Annotated in this window: 23 protein-coding genes; 8 read left to right on the top strand and 15 right to left on the bottom strand. The window is 73.2% G+C overall.

What is annotated here, in order from left to right; genetic code table 11:
* Window positions 1-2: 2 nt before the first annotated feature.
* From Q7L65_RS18250 to Q7L65_RS18260, 3 genes are all read right to left on the bottom strand, one after another.
* The gene (locus tag Q7L65_RS18250) at window positions 3-284 is read right to left on the bottom strand and encodes a hypothetical protein (protein WP_304723286.1); all 282 of its coding nucleotides are present in this window, start codon (window positions 282-284) and stop codon (window positions 3-5) included.
* Between the two features lie 214 nt (window positions 285-498).
* On the bottom strand, window positions 499-999 hold the full coding sequence (locus Q7L65_RS18255; RefSeq protein WP_304723288.1) for a carbonic anhydrase: 501 nt from the start codon (window positions 997-999) through the stop codon (window positions 499-501).
* A 60-nt stretch (window positions 1,000-1,059) separates the two neighbouring features.
* Window positions 1,060-1,989: an NAD(P)/FAD-dependent oxidoreductase gene (locus Q7L65_RS18260; protein WP_304723290.1), complete on the bottom strand. Its 930-nt coding sequence runs from the start codon at window positions 1,987-1,989 to the stop codon at window positions 1,060-1,062.
* 85 nt (window positions 1,990-2,074) lie between these two features.
* Between Q7L65_RS18260 and gndA the strand changes: the two genes are divergently transcribed.
* Entirely contained in the window at window positions 2,075-3,529 is a 1,455-nt protein-coding gene (gndA, locus tag Q7L65_RS18265; RefSeq protein WP_304723292.1) for an NADP-dependent phosphogluconate dehydrogenase, read from the top strand.
* Here the strand turns inward: gndA and Q7L65_RS18270 are convergent.
* A complete protein-coding gene (locus Q7L65_RS18270) occupies window positions 3,526-4,575 on the bottom strand; it encodes an NAD(P)-dependent alcohol dehydrogenase (RefSeq protein WP_304723293.1) in 1,050 nt (349 codons plus the stop codon). The two genes, gndA and Q7L65_RS18270, sit on opposite strands and share 4 nt — an antisense overlap.
* Before the next feature lie 85 nt (window positions 4,576-4,660).
* On the opposite strand from Q7L65_RS18270, the gene Q7L65_RS18275 reads away from it, so the two are divergent.
* Window positions 4,661-5,119 carry a hypothetical protein gene (locus tag Q7L65_RS18275; protein WP_304723295.1) on the top strand — a complete coding sequence of 153 codons (459 nt, stop codon included), beginning with the start codon at window positions 4,661-4,663 and terminating at the stop codon, window positions 5,117-5,119.
* A gap of 74 nt (window positions 5,120-5,193) precedes the next feature.
* Here Q7L65_RS18275 and Q7L65_RS18280 read toward each other — a convergent pair whose 3' ends face one another.
* Both Q7L65_RS18280 and Q7L65_RS18285 read right to left on the bottom strand, forming a co-directional pair.
* Window positions 5,194-6,462 (bottom strand): LVIVD repeat-containing protein, encoded by a 1,269-nt coding sequence (locus Q7L65_RS18280; protein WP_304723297.1) that lies wholly within the window; start codon window positions 6,460-6,462, stop codon window positions 5,194-5,196.
* A gap of 201 nt (window positions 6,463-6,663) precedes the next feature.
* Entirely contained in the window at window positions 6,664-7,260 is a 597-nt protein-coding gene (locus tag Q7L65_RS18285) for a TetR/AcrR family transcriptional regulator (protein WP_304723299.1), read from the bottom strand.
* A gap of 94 nt (window positions 7,261-7,354) precedes the next feature.
* Between Q7L65_RS18285 and Q7L65_RS18290 the strand changes: the two genes are divergently transcribed.
* Window positions 7,355-7,915 (top strand): YceI family protein, encoded by a 561-nt coding sequence (locus Q7L65_RS18290; protein WP_304723301.1) that lies wholly within the window; start codon window positions 7,355-7,357, stop codon window positions 7,913-7,915.
* Between the two features lie 183 nt (window positions 7,916-8,098).
* On the top strand, window positions 8,099-9,388 hold the full coding sequence (locus Q7L65_RS18295; protein WP_304723303.1) for a hypothetical protein: 1,290 nt from the start codon (window positions 8,099-8,101) through the stop codon (window positions 9,386-9,388).
* A 138-nt stretch (window positions 9,389-9,526) separates the two neighbouring features.
* On the opposite strand, the gene Q7L65_RS18300 is transcribed toward Q7L65_RS18295, so the two are convergent.
* Window positions 9,527-10,186, bottom strand: coding sequence for a hypothetical protein (locus tag Q7L65_RS18300; RefSeq protein ID WP_304723305.1), 660 nt, complete (start codon window positions 10,184-10,186; stop codon window positions 9,527-9,529).
* Window positions 10,187-10,275: 89 nt separating this feature from the next.
* Between Q7L65_RS18300 and Q7L65_RS18305 the strand changes: the two genes are divergently transcribed.
* Window positions 10,276-10,512: a hypothetical protein gene (locus Q7L65_RS18305; RefSeq protein WP_304723306.1), complete on the top strand. Its 237-nt coding sequence runs from the start codon at window positions 10,276-10,278 to the stop codon at window positions 10,510-10,512.
* A 44-nt stretch (window positions 10,513-10,556) separates the two neighbouring features.
* Here Q7L65_RS18305 and Q7L65_RS18310 read toward each other — a convergent pair whose 3' ends face one another.
* From Q7L65_RS18310 to Q7L65_RS18330, 5 genes are all read right to left on the bottom strand, one after another.
* Entirely contained in the window at window positions 10,557-12,143 is a 1,587-nt protein-coding gene (locus Q7L65_RS18310) for a L,D-transpeptidase family protein (protein WP_304723308.1), read from the bottom strand.
* 168 nt (window positions 12,144-12,311) lie between these two features.
* Window positions 12,312-13,466, bottom strand: a complete 1,155-nt coding sequence (locus Q7L65_RS18315; protein WP_304723310.1) for a D-Ala-D-Ala carboxypeptidase family metallohydrolase — start codon at window positions 13,464-13,466, stop codon at window positions 12,312-12,314.
* A gap of 133 nt (window positions 13,467-13,599) precedes the next feature.
* The gene (locus Q7L65_RS18320; protein ID WP_304723312.1) at window positions 13,600-14,385 is read right to left on the bottom strand and encodes an MBL fold metallo-hydrolase; all 786 of its coding nucleotides are present in this window, start codon (window positions 14,383-14,385) and stop codon (window positions 13,600-13,602) included.
* 82 nt (window positions 14,386-14,467) lie between these two features.
* The gene (locus tag Q7L65_RS18325; protein ID WP_304723313.1) at window positions 14,468-15,289 is read right to left on the bottom strand and encodes an alpha/beta fold hydrolase; all 822 of its coding nucleotides are present in this window, start codon (window positions 15,287-15,289) and stop codon (window positions 14,468-14,470) included.
* Window positions 15,290-15,453: 164 nt separating this feature from the next.
* Window positions 15,454-16,866 (bottom strand): MFS transporter, encoded by a 1,413-nt coding sequence (locus Q7L65_RS18330; protein WP_304723316.1) that lies wholly within the window; start codon window positions 16,864-16,866, stop codon window positions 15,454-15,456.
* Between the two features lie 49 nt (window positions 16,867-16,915).
* Between Q7L65_RS18330 and Q7L65_RS18335 the strand changes: the two genes are divergently transcribed.
* Window positions 16,916-17,446, top strand: coding sequence for a helix-turn-helix domain-containing protein (locus tag Q7L65_RS18335; protein ID WP_304723318.1), 531 nt, complete (start codon window positions 16,916-16,918; stop codon window positions 17,444-17,446).
* Between the two features lie 95 nt (window positions 17,447-17,541).
* On the opposite strand, the gene Q7L65_RS18340 is transcribed toward Q7L65_RS18335, so the two are convergent.
* The 3 genes from Q7L65_RS18340 to Q7L65_RS18350 form a co-directional block, all read right to left on the bottom strand.
* Window positions 17,542-17,931 carry a hypothetical protein gene (locus Q7L65_RS18340; protein ID WP_304723321.1) on the bottom strand — a complete coding sequence of 130 codons (390 nt, stop codon included), beginning with the start codon at window positions 17,929-17,931 and terminating at the stop codon, window positions 17,542-17,544.
* A 66-nt stretch (window positions 17,932-17,997) separates the two neighbouring features.
* Complete coding sequence (locus Q7L65_RS18345; RefSeq protein WP_304723323.1) at window positions 17,998-18,732, bottom strand: response regulator transcription factor; 735 nt, start codon at window positions 18,730-18,732, stop codon at window positions 17,998-18,000.
* Entirely contained in the window at window positions 18,729-20,165 is a 1,437-nt protein-coding gene (locus tag Q7L65_RS18350) for a sensor histidine kinase (RefSeq protein WP_304723325.1), read from the bottom strand. The genes Q7L65_RS18345 and Q7L65_RS18350 overlap by 4 nt, the downstream gene beginning before the upstream one ends.
* 86 nt (window positions 20,166-20,251) lie before the next feature.
* Here Q7L65_RS18350 and Q7L65_RS18355 point away from each other — a divergent pair, with 86 nt between their 5' ends.
* Complete coding sequence (locus tag Q7L65_RS18355; RefSeq protein ID WP_304723326.1) at window positions 20,252-20,758, top strand: hypothetical protein; 507 nt, start codon at window positions 20,252-20,254, stop codon at window positions 20,756-20,758.
* Between the two features lie 613 nt (window positions 20,759-21,371).
* A complete protein-coding gene (locus tag Q7L65_RS18360) occupies window positions 21,372-22,724 on the top strand; it encodes a transaminase (RefSeq protein WP_370552591.1) in 1,353 nt (450 codons plus the stop codon).

The following is a 22,724-nucleotide window of genomic DNA, read 5'->3' on the forward strand; positions in this document are numbered from 1 at the left end:
GCTCAGGCGAACGACGTGTCGTGGACGGCTCTCGCGGCCCATGCGTCGAGCTCGCTCGGCGCGAGGTCGAACAGGCCGAACAGCTCCGCGTAGGAGAGCTCCCGCAGCGGCTCGCCGGAGGCGCTGCGCAGCTCGATCCGCACGCGACCGCCGGGAGCGGCGTCGAGCGACAGCGACAACCCCACGTCCTCCAGCCCGCGCGCGACGAGCGCGGCAGCGTCCATCTTGGCGGCCAGCTCGTACGTCGAGCCGACCCGGATTGAACTCTCCGAGCGTGTGATCATGCTGGTCTCGACCCCTTCTGCCGACCCTTGGCGCCGCGTGCTGAGCAGAGAGATCATTCCCTCTCCGCGATTCCGCATCCGCGACCGTGCCATCACTACATCGTCGGCAATCAGGTGCGCCAAAGATGCTGGCGCTTTCGCGGCGCGAAACTGCCGCGGTGACAGTTTCGTGCCGCCTCCTGAGAAGTTTGGCTGACTGGCCAGTCGGCGGTCGCTACGGCGTGCGCTCGACCTCGCGCAGGGCGCCGGTCGCGACGTCGTAGACGAAGCCGCGGACCGACTCCTTGTGGGGGATGAAGGGTGAGGCGTGGATGCGGGCGAGCGACTGGCGCACGTCTTCGTCGAGGTCGGTGAACGACTCCGGCGCCCACTCGGGCTTGATCCCGGTGTCGTCCTGCACCTCGCGGCGGAAGGCGTCGTCGGTGAACGTCAGCATGCCGCAGTCGGTGTGGTGGATCAGCACGATCTCGCGCGTGCCGAGCAACCGCTGCGAGATCGTCAGCGAGCGGATCTCGTCGTCGGTGATGACCCCGCCGGCGTTGCGGATCACGTGCGCGTCACCCTCCGACAGCCCCAGCAGCCCATAGGGGTTGAGCCGCGCGTCCATGCACGCGACGATCGCGATTCTGCGCCCGGGCGGCAGCGGCAGCGCCCCCTTGTCGAAGCTGGCGGCGTACGCCTCGGCGTTGCGGACGAGCTCGTCGGTGACGCTCACGGTGCCTCCTGTGCGGTTGCCTGCGCGGAAAACCCAATAAAGACGACTGAAATAGTGTAGTTACCCGCGCTGCTCCGCCATCAAGCTCTGCACCACCATCGCCCCGGCCGTCGCGCCGGCCGCCATCGCGTTGGGGACCGAGGGCATCGTGCCGCTGAGGTCGCCGGCGGCGAAGACGCCGGGGGCGGCGGTGAGGAACATCTGGTCGACGGCGACCGGGTCGACGGCGACAGGGCCGGGCTCGGGGGAGGGGGTGGCGCCGAGCTGTTCGGCGAGGGCGGAGCGCTGGTGCAGCGGGGCGGGGACGAGCAGGCCGTTGCGCTCTGCCTGCGTGCCGTCGGCGAAGGCGATCGCGGCGAGCGCGCCGGCGTCGTCGGCGACGAGGCGCTCGACGCGGCGTTCGTCGACGGCGACGTTCGCGGCCCAGAGGCGCTCGCGCGCGGCGGCGTCGAGTGTCGACGGGCCGTTGGTGAAGAGGACCACGTCGTCGCTCCAGAAGCGCAGCAGCAGCGCGCGGTGCACGCCGCTGTCGGGGTTGTCGTCGAGCACGCCGAGCGGGCGCTCGCGCACCTCCCAGCCGTGGCAGAACGGGCAGTGGAAGACGGTCGTCCCCCACAGCTGCTCCACGCCCGGCACGGCCGGCGGTCGGTAGTCCATCCCGGTCGCGAGCAGGACGCGGCGGGTCAGCTCGCGGCTGCCGTCGGCAAGGGTGAGGGTGAAGCGGTCGCCGATCCGCTCCCCGCCCACGACCTCCCCGTCGCGCACCTCGACGCTCGTGTATCTCCCCAGCTGCTCGCGGCCGAGCGCGTACAGCTCGGCCGGCGGGCGGCCGTCGTGGCCGAGCAGGCCGCCGACGCCGTGCGCGTGGCGGTTGCTCGGCTCGCCGGCGTCGATCAGCAGCGTGCGGCGGCGCGCTCGCCCGAGCATCAGCGCGGCGCTCAGCCCGGCCGCTCCGCCGCCGACGATGGTGCAGTCCCAGGTCGTTTCCATGAGACTGAGTCTCGCGAACGGCAGGGCGGTCGACAAGCCCTCTTGCCATACCGGCAAACCCGATCGGCCGTTCTAGGATGAGCCCATGAGTCAGAACAGATCGTCCGCGAACATCGGTGTCGTCGGCCTCGCCGTGATGGGGTCCAACCTCGCGCGCAACCTCGCCAGCCGCGAGGGCAACACGGTCGCGGTGTACAACCGCTCGCCGCAGCGCACGCGCACGCTCGTCGAGGAGCATCCCGAGGCCGGGTTCGTCGCGAGCGAGAGCATCGAGGCGTTCGTCGACTCGCTCGCGAAGCCGCGCACGGCGATCGTGATGGTCCAGGCCGGCAGCGGCACCGACGCGGTGATCGAGCAGCTCGCCGGCCTGTTCGAGGACGGCGACATCATCGTCGACGGCGGCAACGCGAACTTCCACGACACGATCCGCCGCGAGAAGGACCTGCGCGAGCGCGGCCTGAACTTCGTCGGCGCCGGCATCTCGGGCGGGGAGGAGGGGGCGCTGAGAGGGCCGTCGATCATGCCCGGCGGCTCCGCCGAGGCGTACGAGACGCTCGGGCCGATCCTCGCCTCGATCGCCGCCGTCGCCGAGGGCGAGCCGTGCGTCACGCACGTCGGCACCGACGGCGCCGGCCACTTCGTGAAGATGATCCACAACGGCATCGAGTACGCCGACATGCAGCTGATCGCGGAGTCCTACGACCTGCTGCGCCGCGTCGGCGGCCACGACGTCGACGCGATCGCCGACGTCTTCGCGGCCTGGAACAAGGGCGACCTCGAGTCCTACCTGATCGAGATCACCGCCGAGGTGCTGCGGCAGAAGGACGCCGCCACGGGCGGCCCGCTCGTCGACGTGATCCGCGACGAGGCCGGCTCCAAGGGCACCGGCGTCTGGACGGTGCAGAACTCGGTCGGCCTCGGCGTGCCGGTCGGCGGGATCGCGGAGGCCGTCTTCGCACGCGCCGTGTCGAGCAAGCCGCAGCAGCGCGCGGCGGTGCAGGCGACGGTCGAGTCGCGGCCCGAGATCCAGCAGCCGGGCGACAACTTCGAGGACGACGTCGCCGCGGCGCTCTACGCCTCCAAGATGGTCGCGTACGCGCAGGGCTTCGACGCGATCATCGCCGGCGCGAGAGAGTACGGCTGGGACATCAGACTCGGCAACATCGCGAAGATCTGGCGCGGCGGCTGCATCATCCGCGCGCGCTTCCTCAACCGCATCGTCGAGGCGTACGACAACGACCCGAACCTCGCGACGCTGCTCGAGGATCCCTACTTCGCCGCGGCCGTGCGCGACGGCGAGGCGGCCTGGCGCCGGATCGTCGCGACCGCGGCGCTGTCCGGCATCCCCGTGCCCGGCTTCTCCTCGGCGCTCGCCTACTACGACTCGCTCGCCTCCGAGCGCCTGCCCGCTGCGCTGATCCAGGGCCAGCGCGACTTCTTCGGCGCGCACACCTACAGACGGATCGACAGAGACGGCGTCTTCCACACGCTGTGGTCGGGCGACCGCTCGGAGATCGAGACGGAGCCTTCGACGCACTAATGCGAGAACGTCGCCGCGTCGATCACGAAGCGGTAGCGCACCTTGCTGGCGACGACGCGGTCGTAGGCGGATGCGATCTCGTCGGCGCCGATCAGCTCGATCCACGGCGCGACGCCGTGCTCGGCGCAGAAGTCGAGCATCGCCTGCGTGTCGCGCAGGCCGCCGGTGTTGGAGCCGGCCATGCTGCGGCGCTTGCCGATCAGCGAGCCGAGCCGCAGCGAGTCGGGCGCGGCCGGCAGGCCGACGTGCACGAGCGTGCCGTCGACGCGCAGCAGCGACAGGTGCGCGTCGAGGTCGATGTTCGCGCCGACCGTGTTGACGATCAGGTCGAAGCGGTTGCGCAGCGTCTTGAACGTCGCCGGGTCGGAGCTGGCGAAGTAGTGGTCGGCGCCGAGCCTGAGGCCGTCCTCGCGCTTGGAGAGCGTCTGGCTGATCACCGTCACCTCGGCGCCCATCGCCTTCGCGAGCTGCACGCCGACGTGGCCGAGCCCGCCCATCCCGACGATCGCGACCTGCTTGCCGGGACCCGCGTTCCAGTGCTTCAGCGGCGTGTACGTGGTGATGCCCGCGCACAGCAGCGGCGCCGCGTCGGCGAGCGGCAGGCTGTCGGGGATCGTCACGACGAAGCGGTCCTTGACGACGATCTGCTGGCTGTAGCCGCCCTTCGTCGGCTTGCCGTCGTAGTCGCGCCCGCCGTAGGTCGCCACGGCGCCTCTGGCGCAGAACTGCTCCTCGCCGTCGCGGCAGTATTCGCACGCGCCGCAGGAGTCGACGAAGCAGCCCACGCCGACGCGGTCGCCGACGGCGAACTTCGTCACCTCGGCGCCGACCTGCGCGACGATCCCGGCGATCTCGTGACCGGGCACCATCGGGAAGATCCCCCTGCCCCAGTCGCTGTTGACCTGGTGGATGTCGGTGTGGCAGATGCCGCAGAATCTGATGTCGATCAGCACGTCGGTCGGGCCGACGTCGCGCCGCTCGATCGTCGTCGGCTGCGGCGTGACACCAGTGGATGGGGCGCTGTACGCCGGGGTCGTGAGGGCCATGCCGCGGGACGCTAACGATGTGTGCGCGCGGGTGGCGTCCCGGCGAGGGGGCGAACGCGGCATCGTCGCGGCGTAGGCTGTGAGGATGGCTTACACGACGGCGGAGGGGCAGCAGCAGCTGCTGGACACGCTCGCTGAGGCGATCGACGGGCTGGGGCGCGCGATCGCCGGGCTCGGCGTCGCCTACGAGGAGCTCGACGAGTCGCGCGGCGACGAGTTGGAACGGCTGCTGTTCCGCCCGCTGCAGGGCGCCTACGGCCGCGCCCGGCGCGTCCACGCCGACTTCGCCGAGCGCAGACGGCTGCCGTCGCGCACGTTCGTCCAGCCGCCGCCGCCCGCGGCCTGGCACGGCGCCCGCAGCCTCGTGCAGGACGCCGTCGACGAGGCCGGCACGGCCGACGACGTGCTGTCGGAGCTGCAGGACTCGCTGCTGCCCGTCGAGGTCGGCGACCCGGAGCTGCGCAAGGGCCTGTCCGAGGTCCGCGAGACGCTCGGCCCGCTGCAGAACGGCGGCGACGACGTGCTGCGGATGCTCTGGAGGTAGGGCGGGCGGTCGCCGACGATGGCCGCACGAGGCGACCGCCGCCCAGGCCCGCGCGCTGGCGACGCCGCGCTGACTCAGTCGTTGCCCGTGTACCGCACGATCGTCACGCCGCTGTTCTTCTCCGACAGGTAGACGTAGCCGCGGCGGTCGACGACGACGTCCTCGACCTGCGTCACCAGCTCGGTCGGGAGCAGGCCGCGGCGCTCGGCCGGGTCGCCGGGGATGTAGTGGCCGACGAGCTTCGGCGCGATCGGGCGGCTGATGTCGTAGACCTGCAGGCCGGCGTTGAAGTACGTCAGGTAGATCAGGTCGCCGATCCGCTCCAGCACCGGCTGGCCCTGCGGCTGGTGCTGGTTGTGCGGACCGAAGCGCCCGCCCTTGTCGGCGAACGTCTCGTGGCCGTAGCCCTCGGGCACGTCGGGGACGGGGAAGAGCGAGATCAGGACCGGGTCGGTCTCGTCGCTGACGTCGACGATGCCGGCGTAGTTGAGCGGCTCCTCGCAGCGCTCCTTCATCGCCTCGCTGTTGATCACGACGAGGTCGCGGCCGGGCAGCGGGATCGCGCTGTGCATCGCGATCCGGCTGCCGAACGGCGGCGACATCGACAGCGAGCCGACGAGCTTGGGGACGGTCACGTCCTCGACGTCGAGGATCACGAGGCCGGCGCGCATCCACGGGGCGTACGCGCGGTTGCCCTCGACGTAGGGCGCGCCGTGCAGCGAGATCGCCGGCACTCTGCCGAACTCCCTGCCCTTCGCGGCGTCGTGCGCGCTGAGCTGCTCGCCACCCGCGACGTGCTGGCCGGGCCACCACCAGCGGCCGACCAGCTGCGGCTCGCTCGGATCCTCCATGTCGACGATGCCGTAGAGATGGCCGTGGAAGCCGGGCAGCGTCGTCGTCGCGTGGACATAGCGCCCGCCGGCGTAGAAGTTGCGATGCGTGCCGCGCGCGCCGCCTCTCCAGTGGCCCAGCAGCTGCGGGTCCTCGGGGTCGGCGAGGTCCCATATCAGGATCCCCTCCTGCGGCGCGGGGTCCGGCTGTCCGCCCCAGGCCGGCGGCATGTGCTCGAGGCTCGTGACCATCTTGCCGTCGGCGACCTGCACCTGGATCGTCCACGTGTTCGGCGGACCGGGGATCCAGCGCACGAAGCGCGGCGCGCGCGGGTCGGTCACGTCGACGATGCTCCAGCCGGAGTGCCACAGCGCGGCGACGTAGAGGTAGAAGCGCCCGTTCGCCTCGTGCAGCGCGAGCTTGAAGCCCGAGCGCCCGTCGAGATCGTCGTAGCCGACGAACTCGACGTTGTCGGTGAACGCGTCGGTCGCAGTGCCCGCCGTCGCGCTCATGCGACCCGCCGATCGCGGTCGGAACATGCCTGGAGCATCTCGGTAATCCCTTCCGGTGTGGTGCGAAGGCCGGACCGCCTTCGCGCCGCATCCTATGCCGGAACGGATCGGATGGCAAACGTTTGCAGGAGCTTCACGGAGCGCTCGGTCGGCCGAGGGTAGCGGGGAAGCGCTGCGGCCGCGAACGAGGTGACGACTGCCTCAGGTGAGCCCGCGCAGGAGCGCGCGGGCCGATGCTCGGACGGTCGCGAGGTCGACGCCGCGGTCGCGTTTGAGGCGGTGCACGACGCCGGCGGCGAGGGCGCCGAGGAGGAGGTCGGCGACGGTGTCGGCGTCGAGCGCCGGGTTCAGTTCGCTGACGAGCGTGCGGACGTGGAGGGTGAGCGTGCCGAACGGGCTCGGCTGGTCGCCGCCGCGGGCGGCGAAGTCGGCGGCGAGCATCACGTCGAGCTGCTCGTCGAGCAGACCGATCAGCTCGTCGACGAACGCCTCGAGGCGCGCGGCCGGCGGCGCGCCGGGGCCGAGCGGGGGCGGGCCGGTCAGGAACGCGTCCTGGAACGCGCGCATCGACTCGTCCAGCAGCGCCTGCGTCAGGCCGGCGCGGCTGTCGAAGCGGCGGAACAGCGTGCCCTTGCCGACGCCGGCCGCGGCCGCGATGTCGTCCATCGACGTGTGCTCCGCGCCGCGCTCGGAGATCAGCCGGCGCGCGGCGGCGAGGATCCGCAGCCGGTTCGCGGCGGCGTCGGCGCGCTCGGGGACGACGCCGGCGAGCGGGAGCGGCTGGACGTCGTCGGTCACTTGATCATCCTACCGATGCGGACTGTCAGTCCGCTTGTGCTACGTTCGTGCAAAGAATCGGACCAACGGTCCGCACGGATATCCGGAGGGTGAGATGAGCCAGGACGTCAGCGACGCGATCACGACGAACGAGGGCCTTGCGCTCGGCAGATGGCGCGCCGACCGCGACCGCAGCCGCGTCGGCTTCGAGGTCAAGACGCTGTGGGGCCTCGTGAACGTGAAGGGCAGCTTCGCGCGCTTCGAGGGCGCGCTGAACGTGAGGCACGACGGGATCTCCGCGTCGCTGTCGATCGAGGCCGACTCGCTCGACACCGGCAACGCCAGACGCGACGAGCACCTGCGCTCGCCCGACTACTTCGACGTCGAGCACCACCCGGCCGTCGAGTTCACCGCCTCCGAGATCACCCGCAGCGCCGACGGCACGCTGCTCGTCGTCGGCGGGCTGCAGGTGCGCGACCGCACGGTCCGCCTTCAGCTCCCCGTCACCGCCGTCCCCGGCGCGGCCGGGCGCCTGCGGCTGAGAGGTCGCACCACCGTCACCCGCGAGCAGGTCGGGATGACCTGGAACCGCGCCGGCATGATCAAGGACCCCGCCCACCTCGTCGTCGAGGTCGAGCTGGTGCCGGCCGAGGCGGCGGCGCGGCAGGCCGGTTGAGCAGCGTGAACTGGTGCGCGTCGGTCGGCAGGCGGTAGTCGGCCTCCGCCTCCGTCGCACCAGCTCGAGCCGGGGATCGCTGGCACGTTCGCGTCCGCCGTCGCTGCCATCGTTCCTGCAACTGTGAGTGGTGGTCGTGACAGCGAGGCTCCGCGGCATCCGCGGATCGATCGGCGTTCCCTCGTGGCGTGGGCGGCGCCGCGTGCGGGCTTCGACGTGGTGCGGGAGCAGCGCGACGTCGTCGGCGCGATCGCGCTGCCGTTGCGCCAGGCCGCGGCTGAGACGGCGCTGATCGCACGGGCCGCCGACGAGGGCCTGGGGGTGGTGCTGGCGGGGCAGGCGCACCTCAACCAGCTGCCCGTCGCCGCTCGCGGCCGCGGCTTCGCGGCGCTGCCGTTCGCACAGCCGTATCCGCTGCACGTCGAGCGCACGCGGATGTCGGCGACGGCGCTTGCCGACTACGCCGAGGCGTTCCTCGACGCCCAGCTGTCCGCCGGCGCCACGCTCGCGACGACGCCGGCCCACGTCTGCGACGCGGAACTGTCGTACGGCCGCGAGCAGGACCTCGGCCTCGCCCACGCGACGATCGCCGCCTGGCACGAACGCCAAGCCTGGCGCCCGCCGCCCCAGCGCCCCGACGCCCCGCCGCGCGAGCTGTTCGCAGGGATCGCGGTGCGGGGGAGGGGGTTGGTGGCTGGTTCGGCCCGCGGCGATGCGGCGGCGCGCGATGGCGTGGGCGGCGCGGCGGCGCGCGACGGCGTGGCTGGGGCGCCGGCGGGCGGGGGCGCGGGCGGTGCGGTGGCGCGTGGGCGTGCCGGCGGCGACGTCGTCGATCGCCTGATCGAGCTGTACGCGCCGCTCGACGTGTCCGGCTACTGGCTGACGGTCTTCGACGCCGACGGCTCGGGCGCGCAGCTGGGGGCGGTGGCGGAGCTGGCGCTCGGGCTGCAGCATGCGACGGGGCGGCCGGTGACGGTCTCCGGGATCGCGTCGCTGCACGAGGCGCTGCTGGCGAGCGGAGTCGCGGCGACGTGCGCCGGAGGCGGCGCGGCGGGCGCGAGCTTCCCGCCGAAGGCGATCGACGGCGACGAGGTGACGGGGATCGCGGTCGAGGTCTTCCATCCCGCGATCCTCGGCACGGTTCCACCGGGCCCGCACGCCGCGGACGCGCTCGAATGGCTGTTCGTCCGCCACCCTTGCCGCTGCGGCGAGCACCCATTGCACGAGCCGCCGCGCAGGCGCCGCGCCGCGCTGCGCCACAACGCCTGGCAGCTCGCCGCCGAGGCGCGCGACGCGACGCGCCTGGTCCCGATCATCGACGAGCAGCGCCTCGCCGCCCGCATAGGGCGCGCCAACGCGATCCGCCGCCAACTCGCCCTCGCTCCGCTGCAGCCCGGCTGGGCCGCCGTCGCCGCGGCTGCGCGCACCCGCCGCGCCGCCGCAGCCGACACGGCGATGCGGCTCGACGCATAGCCGCGGCCCATCCGTGCGGCGCGTGCGGCACGGGCGGCGCGGCCACGCCCGAGAGGAGCGCAAGTTTGCCGCTCCTCTACAGCAGTAGTCCTTCGGTCCTCGGGCGCCGGTCCCCGCTCCTCGGTCGGAGCGCTCGGGCTATGCCGCGGCCGGGCTGGGCGGCGCGGGCGCGGCGAGCCGCAGGGCGGCGAGCGGCGCCCATTCGCTGATCGTGCGGCCGGTCAGCACGGCCGCGGTCTCCCACCTGATCGCGCGGGCGATGTCGGCGGTGCTCAGCAGGTGGTCGAGGTCGGCCCGCAGCAGTCGCGCTGAGAGGCGCGCCGGCAGGCCGACGGTGACGGCGTCGTCGACGTCGCGGCGCGGGCTGTCGCGCTCGTGGGTCAGCCGGCGCAGGTACGCGCTGGCGGCCGCGTCGAGCTGACCGTCGACGCGCTGCGCCGCGGCGGCCGCGTCGAGCAGGGCCGGGTCGACCCCCGCGTCGCGCAGATCCCGGCATGCGAGTTCGCTCTCGAGCGCGATCCGCAGCGCCAGCTCGAGGTCTATCCCGATGGCATAGGCGGCGCCGGCGAGCCTGCGCAGGGGGAGGGAGGCGGCGAGCGTCCACGGCTCGTTGCGTTCCCCGGCGCGCACGGCACCGCGGCTGACGGCGCACTCGCCCGGCGCCGACGCCATGGCATGCCCGTTCGTCCGTCCGCCGCGCTGCCCGTCGCGCCCGTCGGCGGCCGCGTCGTAGAGCCCGCCCGGCAGTGCCCGGAGCGTCGGTCTCGATGCGGTCGCGCTGTTGCCGATGCGGTCCATATTGTAGAAATAGATTCTACATGACAGCGCGGCGTGGTGCAAAACCCCTGACACGACGGGATTGGCTGTTCGGCTCGCGGCCGCGGCGGATGGCGCTCGAGGCGCTCCTGAGCGAGCCGCCCGGCGAGCGCTGGTCGAAGGCGCGCCTCGCCCGCGCAGCGGGCGTCAGCCCCCACGGAGGGATCGACGAGCACGTCGAGGGGTTCGTCCGGATCGGGCTGCTGGAGCAGCGCGACGGCGGCTACTTCATGAAGGACCCGCCGCCGCCGTACCGCGACAGCCTCGCGGCACTGCTGACGCAGCTGGAGACGCTGCCCGATCCCTGAGGACCCGGCGCGTCGTCCTACCGATCGGTCGCGAACAGCGCGGCCTACGCCGCGATCTGTACGAGCGTGCCGATCGGGGTGTAGGGGTAGATCTTCGCCGCGGCGGACTCGGGCAGCTCGACGCAGCCGACGCTCTGGGGCGAGCCGTAGGAGGCGCGGTCGAAGGCGTGGAGGGCGTCGCCGCCGTTGAAGTAGGAGACCCACTTGATGCCCGGGTCGACGTATCTGGAGCCGTCCGGGTTGGTGCCGGACATCGTCGTCTCGTCGTAGCGCAGGTAGACCGGGAAGGTGCCCAGCTCGGTCGGCGCCGCGGGCACGCCGGTGTTGCCGGGCGTCGTGATGATCGTCTTGCCGTTGTGGATCAGCGTCGCGGTCTGCTGCGCGGCGTCGCGGTGGACGAGCACGTAGCTGTAGCCGTGCGCGTTGGTCTTGTGCTCGCGCGCGGCGGCGATCAGCGCGCTCCACACGTCCGGCCCGGCGAGCCCGTCGACGGTCAGCTCGCGATCGCTCTGGAACGCCATCAGCGCGCCTCTCGTGATCGCCGTCTCGGTGTCCGGGTTCCACTGCGAGGTCAGCTGGCTCGGCAGGTCCCAACGCCAGTCGAAGCTGCCTCTCGGCGGATCTATCGCCGCCCGCAGCTGCGCGCCGTCGCCGGCGGCGACCGGGGCGGCGTCGGAGTGGAAGTCGAGCGGCAGGTAGCCGAGCTGCGAGAGCAGCTCGTGCAGGCGCAGCGTCGACCCGGGCGGGACGGTCCAGGAGACCGTGGCGCCGCTCGGGGCGGTGGTGTCCGAGATGGTCTGGGTCGTGGAGCCTCCACTCACCAGCTGCGCCCCCGCCGGCAGCGTCAGCTGCACGTGCGCGCCGAGGCCGAAGCCGACCCCGCTCGGCGTGAAGACGAGCGTGTGGCTGTCGCGGCGGCTCCACGTGCCGTCGACCGGCGCGGCGAACGTGGGTCTCGCGGAGCCGAGCGCGCTGAGCGGCTTGGAGAAGGTCAGCGTCAGCTTGGACGTGGGGGAGATCGACGCGTCGGGTGCGGGATCGACGACCGCCGTCGTCGCGCTGCCGGCCGGGAACCACGTCACGGGCGCCGCTCTCGGCAGCCCCTCCCACGTGCGCGGCGCGCCGCTCACCAGCAGCGTGCCGGCCGCGGCCTGCCCGCCGAGGTCGACGACGCGGCGCGGATGGTGCAGCACGACGTGGTGCATGTGGCCGGCGGTGCCGTAGGCGAGCCGCGCGACCGGCGCGGCGAACGCCACGCGCAGGCCGGAGCCCGATCTGACCGTCGTCCATCTCGTGCGCAGCCCCGCCTTCGGGGTGCGGATCGTCAGTCTCTGGCGCGACTGCTTGCCGAGCGCCCAGCCGGTCCAGCTCGGGCGTCTGACGGTCGCGGTGACCGTCAGCAGCGCGCCGGGGGCGACGTGGGAGCGCGGCACGATGCGGCCGTCGTGGACGGCGAGCGGGACGGCGTGGCCGTGCGCGTCATGCGCGGTCGCGCCGACGAGCGTCCCGCCGAGCGCCTCGACGTCGACGGTCGCGAGGCCGTTGCCGGCGTCCGGGACGAGGCTCGCGTCGCCGAGCAGCAGCACGGCGGCGATCAGGCCGACGACGGCGACGACGGCCAGCAAGAGCATGCCGACGAGCACTCGAACGCGACCGCGGCGCCGTCCGCCCGGGGCGATCTGCACACGATCGCTGGCAATCGTTCGTGACGCCTCCATGCTCAACCTTCCTTCACCGTGACGGTCATCGCGCGGTCCGTCAAGCCACTCTCACCGGGCGCTCACATTCGCTGACATCGTTCAACCGCCGCCCAGCAGCTGGATGTGGTCGGCCTCGGCGGCGCCGCCGAACGGGCGCGTGAGGCCGTACTCGTTCAGCGTCGCCTCCGGCACACCCTCGACGCCGGGCGTGTCCGACGCCTCGCCGCGCGTGTGCGGATCGTTCGGGAAGCCGCCGACCTCGACCGAGTGCTGCGGCGTGCGGTAGCCGGAGATCCCTTCGAGGTGCAGGCCGAGCGCCTTGCCGAGCTGGTCCAGCCGGGCCGCGAGCGTCGGTTCGACGCCGACGCTGTAGTTCGTCCCAGGCGCCTGGAAGAAGCCGGTCGAGCCGCCGTGCGAGGCGAACGGGGCGCTCGCGGGCGCGGGCGCGGCGCCGGTTGCCGGCGCCGACGGTGCTGCCGCGGCGGCTGCGGCGCGCGCGGCGGCAGCGGCCTCCTGGCGCTCGATCTTCTTCAGCGACCCCTGCAGCGCCGCGGCGCGGTCCTGCAGCGCGCCGAGCTGTCCGCGGTCACGCGAGCGCTCGCGCACGATCGCCATCTGGCGGTCGACGACGGCGATTCTGAGCCGTGCGACCTGGTCGCGCTGCACCAGCGTCGCGTCGGCTATCAGCTTGCGTCTGGCCTCGATTCTCGACAGCCGCTGGGTCTGCTCGGCGACCGCGAGCCGCGCCTCGCCGACGCGCGTCGTGACGCGCACGTTCTGCTCGCGCACGCGGTCGAGGTCGTCGATCTGCTCCAGCAGCCCGCTGAAGCCGTGCGAGTTGACGACGACGGAGACGATGTCCTCCTGCGGCAGCTCGTACTGCGCGACGAGCTGCTCGGCGAGCGCCTTGCGGTCGTGCGTCAGCTGCGTGCGCAGCCTCGTCAGCTTGGCGCGCGCGTCGCGCAGGTCGCGCTGCGTCTCGTGCAGTTGCTCGCTCTCGCGGTCGAGCGTCGCCTGGATCGCCCGCTCGCGCGTGGTGAGGTCGTCGATCGTGCCCTGGAAGCCGTTGATGCGCGCGTTCTCGCGGTCGATCGTGCCCTGCAGCGTCTGCTCGTGCTGGTGCGCGGTGCCGAGCTGCTGCTGCAGCTCGCCCTTGCTCGGACCAGCGCTCGCCGGCGCCGCCGCGAACGGGGCGAGCAGGAGTGCGAGCGCGCCGGCACGGCGCCAGCGGAAGGTGACGGGGGTGGTCTGCACGTGCGACAGGGAACGTCGGGGCCGCTGGCCAAGCTACCAGCGCCCCGTCGATTCGCTCGCCTGTGCAGGTGAAGTTGCAGCCGCACGTGGGCGGTTCACGCGCCGCCAACCCGGCGCGCAGCTCGCGACCGCCCTACGCCAGCTCGACCGGCTCCCCGATCGGCACCCACCGGACCCGCTCGCGCACGTCGGCGGGCGCGCCGGCCAGTTCCTGCTCGATCGCGTCGCGACCCTGGCGGAAGTGCTTCCAGCCCTCGTAGTGGATCGGGATCGCGGTGCGCGGGCGCACGAGGCCGATCAGCTCGATCGCCTCCGCCGCGGTCATCGTGTAGCGCAGCGGGCCTGTGATCGGGAACCTCACGCCGCCGAGGTGGAGGATCGCGGTGTCGACCCGCAGCCGCTGCGCGACCTCCTTCACGCCGTCGTAGAGCACGGTGTCGCCGGAGATCCACAGGACGCCGTCCTGCTGACCCTCCCATCTCACGGCGAAGCCGACGACCTCGCCGACGATCGGCTTGCTCAACGGCGGGCCGTGACGGCACGGCGTGGCGGTGATCTCCAGCGTCGGCTTGCCCTCCGCCTCCAGCCGCGTCGTGCCCCACGGCGCCAGTCCGCGCGCGCTGCCGCCGAGCCGTCTGGCGCCGGGGACGGTGGTGACCACGACCCCGAGCGACGGCAGCAGCGCGCGTCCCGCGGGGTCGAGGTTGTCACCGTGGTGGTCGTGGCTCAGCAGCACCGCGTCGATCGGGCCGAGCTGGTCGGCCGCGATCGCCGGGCCGGTCAGCTTGTGCGACGACGTGCCCCAGCCGAAGTCGTATCTGCGGCCGGGCGCGTCGAACGTCGGATCGGTCAGCAGCCGCCAGCCGCCGACCTCGATCAGCGCCGTCGGCCCGCCGATGTGCGTGAGCCGGATCGTCATGAGGCCGCCTCGGGCTCCGTCGCGGCTCATGGTGCCCCTCTTTGCGGTTGTTGGATCGTTTCCTGCACGGTGCGTCGTGGGTCTACGACGTGATGAACTCGAGCAGGTCGGCGCCGAGTTGCTCCTTGTGCGTGTCGGTGATGCCGTGCGGCCCGCCTCTGTAGACCTTCAGCTGGGCGCCTCTGATGCGGGCCGCCGAGGCCTCGCCGCCGACGCTGAACGGGACGATCTGGTCGTCGTCGCTGTGGATCACCAGCGTCGGGACGTCGACCTTGTCGAGGTCGGGGCGGAAGTCGGTCGCCGAGAACGCCGCGATCGACTCGTACGCGTTGCGATGGCCGGCGGTCATCCCCTGCAGCCAGAACGAGTCGCGGACGCCCTGCGAGACCTCGATGCCTCTGTTGCGACCGAAGAACGGGCCGTCGGCGAAGTCCTTGTACTGCTGCGAACGGTCCGCGATCGAGTCCGCGCGTATGCCGTCGAAGACCTCGATCGGGACGCCGCCGGGGTTGTCGTCGGTCTGCAGCATGAACGGCGGGACCGCCGAGACGAGCACGAACTTGGCGACGCGCGCGGTGCCGTGGCGCCCGACGTAGCGCGCCACCTCGCCGCCGCCGGTCGAGAAGCCGACGAGCGTGACGCCCTGCAGGTCGAGCGCTTCGATCAGCTCCGCGAGGTCGTCGGCGTAGGTGTCCATCTCGTTGCCGCCCCACGTCTGCGTCGAACGGCCGTGGCCGCGCCGGTCGTGCGCGATCACGCGGCAGCCGTTGGCGGCGAGGAACAGCGCCTGCGCCTCCCAGCTGTCGGAGTTCAGCGGCCAGCCGTGGGAGAGGACGACCGGTGTGCCGGCACCCCAGTCCTTGTAGTAGATCTCGGTGCCGTCTCTGACGGTGATCGTGCTCACGGTGGCGCTCCTTGGTCGGTCGTCGCGCCGGCGGCGCGCGGTCACATGACCAGTCTGGACGTGACCTGGTCGCGCGGCGTCAGTCAGATGCCTGCATCATCGCGCGGGGCGACGGGTCCGCGGGGAAAAGTTCACGATCGCGACCGGACTGGTCGGGAGCGCCGTCAGCGCCGGCGGTTCGCAAGCACCGCGACGACCGCGCCGAGCGCGATCAGGGCCGCGCCGACGAGCGCCGCATGGTTCCAGCCGGCGATCAGGTCGGCGTGGGAGGTGCCGTCGCCGGTGGCGATCGCGACGGTCAGCGCGACGCCGGCCGCGCCGCCGAGGTAGCGGGCGGTGTTGGAGGCGCCGCTCGACATGCCGGCGCGCTCGGGCGGGACCGCCTCGACCGCGAGCCGGCCGAGCGCGGCGTTCGACAGCCCGCTGCCGACGCCCACGATCAGCAGCCCGGGCGCGAGCGCGACCCACGTCGAGTCGGTCGTCAGGAAGGCGAGCGCGACGAGGCCGACCGCGCACAGCAGGCAGCCGACGATCAGCGGGTGGCGGCCGTCCCACCGCTTCGGCAGGCGCCGCGCCTGCGCGGCGACGACGGTCGAGGTGCCGGACCAGATCGCCAGCACCGCGGCGCTGCCGAGCACGGAGGTGTGCAGCGCGCGCTGGGTCATCAGCGGCAGGTAGCTCATCGTCGCGATCGTCGAGAGGCCGAGGAACAGCGAGCCGGCGGTGGCGGCGACGAACAGCGGCGCGCGGAACAGGTGCAGATCGAGCATCGGCGCGCTGCGGCGCAGTTCGATCGCGACGAACAGGCCGAGCAACACGACGCCGCCGGCCAGCAGTGCGATCGTGACGGTGCTCGTCCAGTTGGAGCGGCCGCAGATCAGGCCGGCGGTGAGCGCGGCCATCGAGCCGGCGAGCGCGGCCACGCCGGGCGGGTCGAGCGGGTGGCGGCGGTCGGCGCGCAGGTCCGGCAGGCGTGCGGCGGCGAGCGCGATCCCGAGCGCGCCGGCGGCCTCCAGCCAGTGCACGAGCCGCCAGTCGGCGACGTCGGCGAGCGCGCCCGCCAGCAGCGGGCCGAGCAGGATCCCGCCGCCGACCATCGCGCCCCACAGACCGGTCGCGTGCGCGCGCTGCGGACCGGGGGCGAAGGCGAGGCCGATCAGCCCCAGCGTCGCGACGAGCACCGCCGCGCCGGCGACCCCCTGCAGCACTCGCGCGGCGACGAAGACGGCGATCGTCGGTGCGGCCGCGGCCAGCACGGACGCGGCGAGCAGCCCGAGCGCGCCGAGCGCGAGGATCCGGCGCGGGCCGTGGCGGTCGGCGAGTGCGCCGGTGCTCAGCAGCGCGGTCGCGAGCCCGAGGCTCATCGCCGACAGGACCCAGGTCTGCCACGAGATCCCCGCGTCCAGCGTCGCAGCCGTCTCGCCGACGGTCGTGATCGCGCTCGTGAAGGCGATCAGGACCAGGAGGGTGGCGGCGAGGGCGACGGGGAGGACGATGCGGGCGGCGGCGCTTGCCTCGGCCGCGCCGCTCGTGCCGGCCGCGCTGCTCTCCGACCGCGGTTCGATCACTGAACTCATGCGTCGGTCACCCTACCACCGCATCAGTTCAATCACTAGACTTCCGTGCATGCTCGGCAAGACCTACGACGGCCAGGACTGCGGCCTGGCGCGCGCGCTGGAGGTCGTCGGCGAGCGCTGGACGCTGCTGATCGTGCGCGACGCCTTCTACGGCGTCGAGCGCTTCGGCGACTTCGCCGCGCGGCTGGACATCCCGCGCGCGGTGCTGTCGCAACGGCTCAGATCGCTGGTCGACGAAGGGCTGATGGAGCGGTTGGACGACCCCGGCCATGCGGGCCGCCCGCGCTATCGCCTGACCGCCGACGGGCGCGCGCTGTGGCCGGCGCTGCATGCGCTGATGCGCTGGGGCGCCGACCGCGCCGGCGACGGCGGCCCCGCCCGCAGCCACCGTCACGCGCGGTGCGGGAGCGAGCTGCAGCCGGGCGGCGCGTGTCCCGCCTGCGGCCTCGTCCCGCCGCCGCAGGACGTCGAGACGGAGCGCACCGATCCCGCTCGCGGCCGCGACGACCTCGTCAGCCGCGCGCTGAGCGCGCCGCGGCGGCTGCTGCAGCCGCTGGAGCTCGGAGCGCCGTCCACCTGACGAACGGGCTGCGCGTCGCTCGCCCACCTGCAGCGCCTGCCCGTCGGCGAGATCGAGATCGACACGTCGTTCGTCACGAACCTCGCGGGGGCGCGCTAGGACCCGCTCAGCACGGCCGTCGCCTGGCAGCGGACGCCGCGCGGACCGGAGGCGAGCGTGGTGATCTCGTCGGCGCCGCCGAAGTCGGGCAGCGTGCGGCGCACGCGCAGGTCGCCGCCGCCGCGGGTGCGGACGGTGCCGCGCCAGGCGACACGGCGCTCGTGCACGAGCACGACGCGCCAGCGCTCCCCGGAGCGGCGGCTGTCGATCCGCAGCTCGACTGCGATCGCGCCGTCCTTCGCCTTCGCGCGCAGCTCGGCTGAGACCCCACTGCCGCACGTCGCCTCGATTCGCGCCTCGTCGCCGCCGCCGTGCTTGGCGGACGCGGAGGTCGGTGCCGCGAGGGCGACCAGGACGAGCGAGAGGATGAGAACGGGGCGCAGCAACGGGATCGCCTACCACGGTGGCGCCTCGGCGGTCCGCGATGCAATGGGACTTTGGTCGGGGTGCGCTCAGCCGCCCCCGCCGCGCAGCCCGTTGCGCTCCGCCCACAGCGCGGCCTGCGTGCGGTCGCTGACGCCGATCGCGCGGAAGACGTTCGTGAGATGGGACTTGACCGTCTTCTCGCTGATCTCCAGTCGCCGCGCGATCAGCTTGTTCGGCAGCCCCTCGACCAGCAGCGTCAGCACCTCGCGCTCACGGGCCGAGAGCGCGGCGAGCGGGTCGGGCGCCGTGCGGGCCGTGAGCATCGTGCGGGCTGCGCGGGGGTCAAGCGGCGACTCGCCGCGCGCGGCGGCGCGGATCCCCTCCGCGACCTGCTCGGCGTCGACGTCCTTGAGCAGGTAGCCGCACGCGCCGGCCTCCAGCGCGCCGACGATCCGCGGGCGATCCGAGAAGGAGGTCAGCACGAGCACCGCCGTCTGCGGCCGCTGCGCGAGGATCCGGCGCGTCGCCTCGATCCCGTCCATGACCGGCATCTCGAGGTCCATCAGGACGACGTCGGGCTCGGTCCGCAGCGTCTGCGCCAGCGCCTGCGCGCCGTCCGCCGCGACGCCGACCAGCTCGAGCCCGTCGAGCGCCGAGATCAACCGCCCGAGCCCGTCGCGGATCACGCCGTGGTCGTCGGCGAGCAGGACGCGGATGGGTGCGCCGCCGCTCGCCTCGCGTCGATCGCCGAGGCCTCCGGCGCCGCCCGGCTCGCGCCCGCCGCCCGTGTCGTCCGGCGCGTCGCCGCGCGGGCCGCTCATGCCGGCAGCTCCAGTTCGACTTGCGTTCCGCCGCCCTCGTGCGAGCGGACCTCCAAGCTTCCGCCGGCCTGCGCGACGAGACCGTCGAGCAGGGTCAGGCCGAGGTGGCCGTCGGCGGCGCCGCGCTCGCGGGTCGCGTGGGCGAAGCCGCGGCCGTCGTCGGCTATCAGTAGCCGCACCGACCCCGCGACCGGCCGCGTCAGCTCGATCCGCACGCTGCCGGGCGCAGCGTGCGCGGCGGCGTTGCGGACCGCTTCGCGCGCGACCCGGTAGACGAGCGCCGCGCTGTCGCCGTCCGTCTGGGCCGCCGCGTCGGAGATCTCCAGCGAGGTCGCGACGCCGGCGCTCGCGAGCGGGCTCAGCAGGTCGCTCAACGCGGCCTCCAGCCCCGCCGAGTCGAGGTTCGGCGGGTGGATCTCGACCAGCAGCGTGCGCAGGTCCCGCACGCCCTGGCGCAGTCGCGCGGTCGCGTCTCCGAGCACCGCGGCGTCGCCCTCGTCGCCGCGCGCGCGGGCCTCGGCGGCCAGCGGCGCGAGCCCGAACGCGACGCCGGCGAGATCCTGCACGACGCCGTCGTGGAGGTCGGCGGCGATCCGGCTGCGCTCCTGCGCGGAGGCCTCGATCGCGGTCGACAGCAGCTGCTCGCGCTCGCGGTGGCCGCGCTGCAGCCGCCGCGCCAGCGACCACGCGAGCGGCAGCTGGAACAGCAGCAGCACCAGCAGCCCGGCCAGCAGCGGCGGCGCGAACGCGCGCAGCAGCCGCTCGCCGCTGGCGCTGACGGAGCTGAAGCGCTGGTAGATCTCGAACAGCACCTGCGTGCCGTCCGGCGTGCGGATCGTCGTGTGCGCCTCCAGCAGCTTGTCCTCGGCGCGCTCGTAGCGGTTCTCCGGCTGCGACAGGTCGCTCAGCTCCGCGTCGGCGCCGCCGTCGGTGAACAGCTCCCGCTCCTCTTCGCCGAGCTGGAACCGTCTGCCGATCAGCGCGGGCTCGTCGGAGTAGAGGATCGTGCCGTCCTGCGTCCACAGCTTGACGCGCACGATCGAGCCGGTCAGGACCTGGCCGAGCACGAGCTCGTCGAGTCTCTGCAGCGCTCTGCGATCGCCGCGCAGGACGCCGTCGGTCAGCCCGGCCGCCTCGACGACGCGCCCCGCGGCCTCGACGCGCTCGCGCGTGTCGCGCTCCGCCTCGTCGATCGCGACCTGGCGCAGCGCGAAGTAGCCGCCGACGACGATCACGGCGATCGCGACGAGGCTGCCGAGCATGAAGCGGGCGACGGCGGCGCCGATGCGCGGGGGAGCGTCGGCGGCGGACGCGCGCCCGCGGCCGGCAGCGGCGTCGCGCGCGCCGCGGCGGCCGCGTCGCGCTCGCCTGCCGTCGGTGTCGGTCGTCCGCTGCACCCCGACCATGTTGCCCGTCGCGGCGGCCGTCCGCACGGCACTGCGACCTAAGTCCCATTGTGACCGCGACCCGCCGCGGGGCAGCATGACGTTCGACCTGTTCCCCTCGGATCGGAGACGACATGCTTTCCACCTCACGCACACTGGCGCTCGGCCTCGCCATCCTCACGACCGCCGCGGTGCCCGCTACAGCGCTCGCCAAGCATGGCGCCGACGACGGCCCCAACCACGACGCGGGCGACGACCACGGCGGCCGTGGCGGCGACGACAGGCGCGGCGACGACAACGGCGGCCGTCGCGGCGGCGACGACAACGGCGGCGGCAACCGCGGTCGCAAGCTCGTCGTCGGCAGCTGCACCGACGGCTCGACCGCGAAGCTGAAGGTCAAGCCCGACGACGGCCGCCTGGAGGCCGAGTTCGAGGTCGATCAGAACCGCAGCGGCGTCACCTGGAACGTCGTGCTGCGCCGCAACGGCAGAGTCGCCGTCTCCACGCGCGCGACGACGAACGCCCGCAGCGGCTCCTTCTCCGTCGAGCGCAAGCTCGCCGACGGCTCCGGCCGCGACCGCGTCAGCGCCCGCGCGACGAGCCCGTCCGGCGAGGTCTGCAGCGCCGCGCTGACGATCTGAGCGAGATCGGCCGACGGCGCGAGCACCGGCACTTCTTGGTCGTTGAGCGACCAAGAAGTGCCGGTGCTCCCCAGCCGACCCACCGCCGATGCGCCAGCACGGACGGGATTTTGCTGTCCAACACGGCGCCGGCGATCACACGCGCGTCAGCCGCCAGGCGCTGCCCGAGACGGTGCGGCTGCCGGGCCGGTTGACGCGCAGCCTGGCGCTGCGCTCGGTCAGACTGGCGGTCCAGCCGGTCGGCGCGAGCCTCGGAGCTGACGCACGAGACGCCGCCGATCGGCCCGGCCCAGCCGTCCAACGGCGCCCGCGTGGGTGTGGGCCGCGCTGGGGATCGGCGCGGCGCTGCTGAGCGGTCTGTCGCGCTCGCCGTCTGGCGGCTCGCCCGCCGTCCGCAGCCGCTTGCGTTGCCGCTCGTCTGAGCGGCGGCGTCTCAGCGCAAGCAACGTCCCAGCCGCGAGCAGCGCGGCGATTCGCCGCGGTCTTCATCGTCAGCGGTCCTGCCCTTCCACGGGTCGGAGCGCGCGGGCCCTGCACGCGCCACGCCGGTCGACGCCGCGCGCGGGAGGCAGAGTTGCGGACGGTGCCGTCGCGCGGATAGCGTGCGCATGTGATCTCCCCCGATCGCCTTGACGGCCTGCTCGCGCGCGAGCGGGCGGAGTTCGCCGCGCGCAATCCGCGCTCGCGCGCGGCCTACGACGCGGCCGACCACCTCTTCGGACGCGTGCCGATGACGTGGATGAACAAGACCGCGGCCGGGTTCCCGCTGTATCTCGATCGCGCCCAGGGCGCGCATGTCACCGACCTCGACGGGCACGAGCACGTCGACCTCTGCCTCGGCGACACGGGCGCGATGGCGGGGCACTCGCCGCCGGCCACCGTCGCCGCCGTGCAGCGGCGCTACGCGGAGCTGGGCGGGGCGACCGCGATGCTGCCGACGGAGGACGCGGAGTGGGTGGGGGCGGAGCTGGCGCGGCGCTTCGGGCTACCGTACTGGAGCTTTTCGCTGACCGCGACCGACGCCAATCGCTGGGCGATCCGGCTCGTGCGGGCGATCACCGGGCGCCCGAAGATCCTCGTCAACTCGTACTGCTACCACGGCTCCGTCGACGAGTCGCTGATCGTGATCGGACCCGACGGCGAGGCGGCCAGCCGTGAGGGCAACGTCGGCGCGCCGTGCGACGTGACGCTGACCAGCCGCGTCGCCGAGTACAACGACCTCGAGCGGCTGGAGCGCGAACTCCGACACGGGGACGTCGCGGCCGTGCTGATGGAGCCGGCGCTGACGAACATCGGGATCGTGCTGCCCGAGCGCGGCTACCTGGAGGGCGTGCGCGAGATCACGCGCGCGCACGGCACCCTGCTGATCAACGACGAGACGCACACCTTCTGCGCCGGCCCCGGCGGCGCGACCGCCGCGTGGGGCCTGCAGCCCGACGTGCTGACGATCGGCAAGGCGCTCGCGGGCGGGATCCCGTGCGGCGCGTACGGGCTCTCCGAGCAGCTCGCGGCCGAGATCGCGCGCCACACCGAGCTGGACCTCGTCGACATGGGCGGCGTCGGCGGCACGCTCGCCGGCAACCCGATCTCGATCGCCGCGATGCGCGCGACGCTGGAGCAGGTCCTGACCGCGGACGCGTTCGCGCACATGATCGCGCTCGCGTCGCGCTTCACCGCCGGCGTCGGGCAGGTGATCGAGGAGCACGGGCTGCAGTGGTCGATCCAGCAGCTCGGCGCTCGCGCCGAGTACCGCTTCGCGCGACCGGCGCCGCGCAACGGCGGCGAGTCGAACGCCGCGCACCAGCCCGACCTCGACGACTTCCTGCACGTCTACCTCGCCAACCGCGGCGTCCTGCTGACGCCGTTTCACGCGATGGCGCTGATGTGCCCGCAGACCTCCGTCGCCGACGTCGACCGCCACCACGCCGTATTCGCCGAGGCGATCGGCGAACTTGTGGGTAGGTGA

The sequence above is a fragment of the Conexibacter sp. CPCC 206217 genome (assembly GCF_030646165.1).
Taxonomy (GTDB): Bacteria; Actinomycetota; Thermoleophilia; order Solirubrobacterales; family Solirubrobacteraceae; genus Conexibacter.

Excerpts from the sequence above, each read along its gene's own strand:
- Q7L65_RS18335 (WP_304723318.1), top strand. The coding sequence starts at position 16,916 with ATGCTCGGCAAGACCTACGACGGCCAGGACTGCGGCCTGGCGCGCGCG.
- gndA (WP_304723292.1), top strand. The coding sequence starts at position 2,075 with ATGAGTCAGAACAGATCGTCCGCGAACATCGGTGTCGTCGGCCTCGCC.
- Q7L65_RS18310 (WP_304723308.1), bottom strand. The coding sequence starts at position 12,143 with ATGCTCTTGCTGGCCGTCGTCGCCGTCGTCGGCCTGATCGCCGCCGTG.
- Q7L65_RS18355 (WP_304723326.1), top strand. The coding sequence starts at position 20,252 with ATGCTTTCCACCTCACGCACACTGGCGCTCGGCCTCGCCATCCTCACG.
- Q7L65_RS18280 (WP_304723297.1), bottom strand. The coding sequence starts at position 6,462 with ATGAGCGCGACGGCGGGCACTGCGACCGACGCGTTCACCGACAACGTC.
- Q7L65_RS18275 (WP_304723295.1), top strand. The coding sequence starts at position 4,661 with ATGGCTTACACGACGGCGGAGGGGCAGCAGCAGCTGCTGGACACGCTC.
- Q7L65_RS18250 (WP_304723286.1), bottom strand. The coding sequence starts at position 284 with ATGATCACACGCTCGGAGAGTTCAATCCGGGTCGGCTCGACGTACGAG.
- Q7L65_RS18345 (WP_304723323.1), bottom strand. The coding sequence starts at position 18,732 with ATGAGCGGCCCGCGCGGCGACGCGCCGGACGACACGGGCGGCGGGCGC.
- Q7L65_RS18320 (WP_304723312.1), bottom strand. The coding sequence starts at position 14,385 with ATGACGATCCGGCTCACGCACATCGGCGGGCCGACGGCGCTGATCGAG.
- Q7L65_RS18290 (WP_304723301.1), top strand. The coding sequence starts at position 7,355 with ATGAGCCAGGACGTCAGCGACGCGATCACGACGAACGAGGGCCTTGCG.
- Q7L65_RS18260 (WP_304723290.1), bottom strand. The coding sequence starts at position 1,989 with ATGGAAACGACCTGGGACTGCACCATCGTCGGCGGCGGAGCGGCCGGG.
- Q7L65_RS18305 (WP_304723306.1), top strand. The coding sequence starts at position 10,276 with ATGGCGCTCGAGGCGCTCCTGAGCGAGCCGCCCGGCGAGCGCTGGTCG.
- Q7L65_RS18270 (WP_304723293.1), bottom strand. The coding sequence starts at position 4,575 with ATGGCCCTCACGACCCCGGCGTACAGCGCCCCATCCACTGGTGTCACG.
- Q7L65_RS18300 (WP_304723305.1), bottom strand. The coding sequence starts at position 10,186 with ATGGACCGCATCGGCAACAGCGCGACCGCATCGAGACCGACGCTCCGG.
- Q7L65_RS18330 (WP_304723316.1), bottom strand. The coding sequence starts at position 16,866 with ATGAGTTCAGTGATCGAACCGCGGTCGGAGAGCAGCGCGGCCGGCACG.